General features: G+C 48.3%; 1 pseudogene. It reads left to right on the forward strand.

From position 1 onward, the window contains the following. Nucleotides 1-218 precede the first annotated feature (218 nt). Nucleotides 219-681 (forward strand): annotated as a pseudogene (locus tag IV91_RS0112040) (DUF927 domain-containing protein); the annotation flags it as partial.

Here is a 681-nt window from a genome sequence, read left to right on the forward strand (position 1 = left end):
GGAACTGAAGGGCCGCATCGAAAAAGGGATTGCCGAATGGAACGAACACCCGGTTGTCTTCCGGTGGAGTAACTTCGATCTGGGCTTGGAATGATATGTAAGTTGTTTGATGTTATGTTGTACTAGACCGTGCAGCATACTTTATCGACGAAAGCGCAACTTCTTTTGTGAGTAGTTATGTTCCGAATAATGCTCACGGACAGATTTGTCGTGCAGCGATGCGATTCGGCGTAGTGGCAGGGGTTGGAGAGTATTGCATTGAAAAGGGGTTATTGCCGTGGCATGCAGGGGATGCCACCCATGCAGTTAGTCTGTGTTTTTCTGCCTGGCTGGAAACCCGTGGCGGAAACGTTGCAGCAGAAGAGGTCCGTGCATTGGCACAAGTACGCGAATACATTGAGAGAAACGGAGAGTCTCGTTTTACGCTAATGCAGCAAGGTATCGAAGATAACACAGGGGACCGTACCATTAATCGCACAGGGTTCAGGAAGGTGCTGGATAATGGCGCTATTGAATACTGGGTGCTGCCAGAAATGTATCTCAGTGAGTTATGCTCAGGCCTTGATTCCACGTTGGTAACGAACGTATTGAAAAAATACGGCTATCTGGAATTGGATACTGCTGGCAAATCTACGGTTGTCAAGAGACCTCCTGGAATGGGGCCTAAACGGGTTTACGTAA

The organism is Ferrovum myxofaciens, assembly GCF_000735045.1.
GTDB classification, from domain to species: domain Bacteria; phylum Pseudomonadota; class Gammaproteobacteria; order Burkholderiales; family Ferrovaceae; genus Ferrovum; species Ferrovum myxofaciens.